General features: G+C 63.6%; 7 protein-coding genes. All 7 read right to left on the bottom strand.

Going from position 1 to position 5,626, the window contains the following annotated elements:
• Positions 1–922: aldo/keto reductase (locus tag G6028_RS00945; protein ID WP_241730446.1), on the bottom strand; the 922-nt coding region annotated here is incomplete at its 3' end.
• Positions 923–1,111: 189 nt separating this feature from the next.
• Positions 1,112–2,026 carry an alpha/beta fold hydrolase gene (locus tag G6028_RS00940; RefSeq protein ID WP_024476680.1) on the bottom strand — a complete coding sequence of 305 codons (915 nt, stop codon included), beginning with the start codon at positions 2,024–2,026 and terminating at the stop codon, positions 1,112–1,114.
• A gap of 16 nt (positions 2,027–2,042) precedes the next feature.
• Entirely contained in the window at positions 2,043–2,765 is a 723-nt protein-coding gene (locus G6028_RS00935; protein ID WP_024476681.1) for an alpha/beta fold hydrolase, read from the bottom strand.
• A 161-nt stretch (positions 2,766–2,926) separates the two neighbouring features.
• A complete protein-coding gene (locus G6028_RS00930; RefSeq protein ID WP_231734901.1) occupies positions 2,927–3,712 on the bottom strand; it encodes an IclR family transcriptional regulator in 786 nt (261 codons plus the stop codon).
• Positions 3,713–3,780: 68 nt separating this feature from the next.
• The gene (locus G6028_RS00925) at positions 3,781–4,992 is read right to left on the bottom strand and encodes an NAD(P)/FAD-dependent oxidoreductase (RefSeq protein ID WP_005054949.1); all 1,212 of its coding nucleotides are present in this window, start codon (positions 4,990–4,992) and stop codon (positions 3,781–3,783) included.
• Positions 4,989–5,186 (bottom strand): ferredoxin, encoded by a 198-nt coding sequence (locus G6028_RS00920; RefSeq protein ID WP_005054951.1) that lies wholly within the window; start codon positions 5,184–5,186, stop codon positions 4,989–4,991. The genes G6028_RS00925 and G6028_RS00920 overlap by 4 nt, the downstream gene beginning before the upstream one ends.
• A gap of 3 nt (positions 5,187–5,189) precedes the next feature.
• Positions 5,190–5,516, bottom strand: a complete 327-nt coding sequence (locus G6028_RS00915) for a hypothetical protein (RefSeq protein ID WP_005054953.1) — start codon at positions 5,514–5,516, stop codon at positions 5,190–5,192.
• Positions 5,517–5,626 lie beyond the last annotated feature (110 nt).

The following is a 5,626-nucleotide window of genomic DNA, read 5'->3' as shown; positions in this document are numbered from 1 at the left end:
TCTTTGCTGTCCGTTGCGCGATCTGCACCACGATGGGGTGGTCGCGCAGTCCCGATTCGCGACCAATAGGGCTCCAGGCTTCGGTGATGATGCCCAGGTCCTGGTGCACTGCCCGCGGGGGTAGCCGTGCGAGATCGGGGCTGAGCTGGATCTGGTTCACGTCGGGAACCACGCCGGTCGCGGCAATGACCTTCTCCAGATGGTCCGGCTTGAAATTGGAGACACCGATCGCTTTGACACGGCCTTCGTCCAAGAGCTTGACGAGGCCTCTCCATGCCTCGGTGTACTGGTCCAAGGCCGGCACGGGCCAGTGGCACATGAACATGTCCAGGTAGTCCAGGCCCAAGGCTTGGAGACTACGGTCGTAGGCCCGCTGCACACCGTCGACGCTGTGGGACTCCTTGTTGAACTTGCTGGAGACGAACAACTCTTCACGCGCAACGCCTGCCGTGCGGACACCGCGTCCCACCGCGTCTTCATTGCGGTACTGGAACGCGGTGTCGACGAGCCGGTAGCCGCTTCGAATGGCGTAGCGGACGGCCGTTTCGCACTCTTCCCCCACTAGTGGCCAGGTGCCCAGACCTAGATGCGGAATGCTATGCCCGTGCCTCAGGTGGAGCCTCGGGACCGTTGCGGGGTCATTGCTTGGATGGGTTTCCGTCGTCATGGATATCCTCTCGTCAAAATGTTTCCTGTCGCCGGAGGCAAGCAGCGCGAGCTTCAGGTCTTTGCCGGTCAGTCGACATCTTTGTTGGACCTCCAGGGGGTTGCGGCCGGGGTGATGATGAGCAGGCCCGCGGCCATCCTTATGCTCAGCCCGAACGTTCCGTTCGAGCTGCGAACCGATCGTCTCGATGCGTCGTGGCAGACGCCTCAGCTGTCCACCGATGACCTGGAGTTGCACGCGGCCGTCGGCGAACATCTCCCTTGAGTCCATCGCCAGACGTATGAAATGAGGAGTTCGAGCAAGGGCCCGATCGACCAAGTCGTAGTCGGCAACGAGCTGGCACAGCGTTCCCTCGAGTGACACGAAGGAAACGACTGGCGTTCTCCTCCGCTGTTGGGGACGTCGGGTCGGCTGAAATAATGGCCGGGACGATACGGTGGCGAGTCAGAGCGCCGTGATCCACCGCGCGATCTCGTCAGCGAGCTCGTCGCTATTGTCTTCGACCATCAGCATGTGGCCGTTCCCAGCGAGAACAGGCAGTTCGGACGACCAGAAGGTGACGGCGGCGCCCTGATCGGTGAGCCAGGCCACGATGTCCTGATCCAGCTGCGAGGGGTGGTCGGTATCGGCTCCACCCGTGAAGACGAGAATCGGCTTGTTCGTGAACGCGTCGGTCGGCCCGATCCTCATTTGGCTCCCACCGATGTTCTGACGCTGATAAAGCATCCGGGCCGGGATCGGCCGAAGGGTGCGGCGGAACACCTCGATGCACTCGCGGGGGAACCGCCGGCTGGGTCCGATGGCCTTGTCGTTCACGAAGGCGCTTGTGGGTTCCCAGAAACCCATCTTCGGGATGGTCCAGTCGATGGCCGCTCCACGGATGGAGACCTCCTGGTCGGACTCCCTCACGATCTCGGGCACCGCCTGTACATTTCCAGGCGGGCCCGGAGCGACGGCTACGAGCCCGTCGATGAGATCGCCATGCGTCTCTAGGAGGCGGAAGCCAATCGGACCTGCCATCGAGTGCACGACCAGCACGACGTTCCGGCCGAGACCAGAGAGGAACACGCCCATCCCTCGGCACACGCTCTCATAGTCCAGCCGCGCAGACGCCGCACGATCATCGACGTGTTGGGCCGCCTCATAGGACAACCCCAGCCAGTCCACCACCAGCACACCGTAGCCAAGCGATACCAATCGTGCCGCCCAGCCCTGTCGGCCGTCGGGCGTCTCGAGATAGCACTCCTTCGAGACACCACCCCCGTGCACGAGGACGATCCACCGAGCAGGCGCACCCGACGGCGCCAGTTCGGTGTACGAGATCGGCGCGACGTCGTCTGGGCGTGAAATCGAATCCATAGCTTCCCCAGGCCTGTTAGGCAATGACGGCGTCGAGGGCCCGTGCGAGCCTCTCCGGATGCGTGAGCATCACCAAATGGCTTCCGTCGATCTCGATCGTGCGCGGACTATCAAGCCGCCCGGCCGCGGCCTGGTAGATCTCAGCGGGAACGGCCTGGTCCTGAGCGAGGAACACATAACTTGACGGGATGCTGCTCGCCCAGAACTGGTCGAGGCGGATCGGCTCATTGGACCAGCCTGCCGGCGTTGGGACGAGCCTCGGCTCGAGCGCGGCGAGCTGCTGCTGCTCGAACGGGGACATGTCCTGCATAGACGCGGCCCAGAGCTCAGGCGGCATGACGATGGTGTTGTCGTCGGACTGACTCGCAAGCGCCTTCATCGCTGCGACCAACGGATCGGGGAGCACGTCGTTAATGGTCTCGCCGTCGCGCAGCACCCAGGCGTCGACGAAGACGACCCGGCCGATGCGCTCGGGCATCGCCTCAGCGACGAGTTGGATGAGCGGACCTCCGCCGCTATGACCGACGAGCACGATGTCGAGCTGGGTGAGCTCTCTTACCTGATCGATCAGATCGCGCGCCATCATGCTCATCGTGACGCCGGAGCGGTCCACGTCACCGTCTTCGAGACCGCGCAGCGTCGGCGCGATCACCTCGTGCCCCATTCTGCGCAATTCGTCGGCGACGCCGTCCCACGCCCAGCCGCCTACCCATCCGCCGTGCACCAGTACGATCTGCATTGATCATCCTCTTCGCATATTTATCTGCTGAGCAGAACTTGTTCCTAACTAGAAGACACAATAGCTTGCGCGGCGCCAACAGTCCAGCATGGCTCGAGCTCTCTTCAGAACGCGCCGAACGACCCCTGCACCAGGTCGCAGGGGAAAGAGACGACGAGCCTTCAGGAGGTCAGGTCGGCCAGACGTACGGCTGCCTCATCGAGGAGTGCGACGAGGGTCTTCACCTTGCGGGGAGGCAAGCGGAACACCGGGGCAGATGCGTTGATCGCCAACCGCAGCCCGCTCGCCGAGGGAACGGCCACGGCCACCGAGGCCACGCCCTCCTCGCTCTCCTCCCGGTTCGTTGCATAGCCCTGCTTCGCGACAAGATCCAGTTGTGCGAGGAGCTCGGTCTTGGTACGGATCGACTGCGGAGTCACCTGTGAGAGTTGCTCGTCGGGGTAGAGACGGTCCAATTGTTCTCGCGGGAGCTGCGCCAGGAGAACCTTTCCCGTGGAGGTGCAATGGGCCGGCATCTCCTTGCCCAACCGTGAAGCGACTCGCACCGCCGTCGTCGGTTCCGAGACTGCGAGAAAGCGAGTGGAGTTGCCGTCGAGCGTGCCGAGGTGAACCGTCTCGCCGGCTTGGTGGCTGAGTTCCTCGAGGATCGGTTGCACGATCTGCGGGATGTCCATCTTTCTCAGCACCGAGAAGGCGATCGTGGTCAACGACGGCCCTGGCCCGTATGTCTTCGTTCGCGGGTCTTGCCGCACGAATCCTCGCCATTGAAGCATCGCGAGGATGCGATGCGCCGTTGAGGTCGCGACACCCAGGTGCTTGCTGGCGTCCGTCAGTCGAAGTTCGTTCTTCTCACCGAGCAGGAGCAGGAGTTTCAGGGCATTGTCGACCGACTCGATCGGGTATTGCGGAGCCGCATCGACTCCGTCGGCTGCTCTATTTCTCTGCACAACAGAAACTGTATCGTTCCTGCCGGCCCTCAGGGCCGCCATCAAGGGCAAGGCGATCCCGTCCAGGTCTATCCGGACGCCGATTCGAGCAGCCGGCCCAGTCGTACACGAACGTCGGAAAGCGACGATCCCGCTGCGATGGACCGGCGGACTTCGACGAGAGCGCGGGGCCAATTCAGTACCACTGCCCCGTCGAATGACAGACCATTCTGAGAGTACAGAGACGCGATCCGGTCGGGTGTTCGAGGGTCCGTCACCATCTCGGGGTTGACTGCCGTCGTGCGACCGACGATGTGCAGCTTCCAGTTGAACTGGTCACTCCAGACATACTCGACAGGCAGATATGAGCGTCGGTCGTCGGGATGAGCGATGTTGTGCGCGACACAGCGCGCCTGGTCGACCGCATTCGTCCAGTGCTCAAGACGGGTGAGATCGCCGCGAACCGGATGCCGCCACCGCGCAACATCGCCGATCGCATGGATTTCCGGGGCGCCGAGTGCCGTGAGGAATTCGTCGCAGACGAGACCGTCGTCGATCTCGAGCCCTGAGTCCTCGAGCCATTCGACGTTCGGCACTGCCCCGATGCCGATGACGACGACATCACCGTGGAGCTCGGAACCGTCATCCAGGAGCACGCGGAAGTCTCCCTTCGCACCGTCGATCTGCGCGACCGTCCGTCCGAGAACCGCATGTACGCCATGCCGGGAGTGCTTCTGCGAGAAGAGGGCGCCAATCTCGTCACCGAGCCGGCGTGACATCAGGTCGCGTGTCGCCGAGACCAGGGTGACATCGACTCCGAGCCCAAGAGCGGTCGCGGCGACCTCGGCGCCGATGAAGCCCGCTCCGATGACGATGATCCTGCGATCGGGAACTAGCTCGGCGCGCAGCCGGTCTGCGTCGTCGAGTGTCCGCAGCACATGGATTCCCTCGCCTTCACCCCACGGCGACGGCCGCGCGCGGACGCCGGTCGCCACCACGAGGTCATCGAAGCCGACCCGCCGTCCATTCGCCAGCCGGAGCTCCGACAACGCACGGTCCAGACCTACCGCCGGCACACCGAGACGAAGGTCGATGTTAAGCTCGAGCGCCTCCGCCGCCGTGAGGAGCGTGACCTCGGCTGCACCTGCACCGACGAGGTATCCCTTCGACAGCGGCGGCTTGTCGTAGGGCAGCACGGGCTCGGAGCCGATGAGCACAACGTCTCCGCGATACCCCTCTGCCCGAAGCGCCTGCGCGGCCCGTACCCCCGCGATCGACGCACCGACAATCGCTGTCGTCATTCGTCTTCCACCCGGAGCGCGGAAACCGGGCAGCTGTTCGCCGCCTCGGTGACCCGTTTCCGGTCGGCCTCGTCGACCTCTGTTCTGAGCAGGATCACGACGCCGTCGTCATCGAGATCGAAATAGTCTCCCGCGGCCATGATGCAGTTGGCGTAGCCCTGACAGAGCCCGAGATCCGCTTTCACGACAGGCATGTGTCACTCCTCTCCTGCTTCTTCAGGCGTTATCTCAGGGAACATCGGTGCGAACGGTTGGGCGATCATGGCGGAGAACGTCGCCGTAGTCTGCCAGGTCAGCGCCTCGAGCTCGAGCGGATCGAGAGCGACCCACTGCCCGGATCGCGGCGACTCGATCAGGAGCCGGGAGCCGTTGCGTGTCTCCACGCGAGATACCCGGATCTCCGAGAACTCATTGGCGATCGAGATCGGAGCCCCTACCCGCTGGTCTTCGAGCCGCTGACGTTCGTCTGCTGCTGCGATGGCCGCGATGCGGTCGTCCTCTTCGCCTTCCCATTCGAGTTTCATAGGAAGATCGCCAGATTCTGTGTGCGCAAGACCGACTCGTCGACCGTGATGGTTCGGCGTGCGAGCTGCAACCCGCCGGGGCAATGGGATACACAGTTGCGTTCGGCGTT

It is taken from the genome of Dietzia cercidiphylli, from assembly GCF_014145145.1.
Classification (GTDB): Bacteria; Actinomycetota; Actinomycetes; order Mycobacteriales; family Mycobacteriaceae; genus Dietzia; species Dietzia natronolimnaea.
Note: the sequence above shows the minus strand (reverse complement) of the source record. Positions and strands in the feature narration are given on the sequence as shown.

Coding starts and splice junctions, on each gene's coding strand:
- G6028_RS00940 (WP_024476680.1), bottom strand. CDS start 2,026: ATGGATTCGATTTCACGCCCAGACGACGTCGCGCCGATCTCGTACACC.
- G6028_RS00935 (WP_024476681.1), bottom strand. CDS start 2,765: ATGCAGATCGTACTGGTGCACGGCGGATGGGTAGGCGGCTGGGCGTGG.
- G6028_RS00925 (WP_005054949.1), bottom strand. CDS start 4,992: ATGACGACAGCGATTGTCGGTGCGTCGATCGCGGGGGTACGGGCCGCG.
- G6028_RS00920 (WP_005054951.1), bottom strand. CDS start 5,186: ATGCCTGTCGTGAAAGCGGATCTCGGGCTCTGTCAGGGCTACGCCAAC.
- G6028_RS00915 (WP_005054953.1), bottom strand. CDS start 5,516: ATGAAACTCGAATGGGAAGGCGAAGAGGACGACCGCATCGCGGCCATC.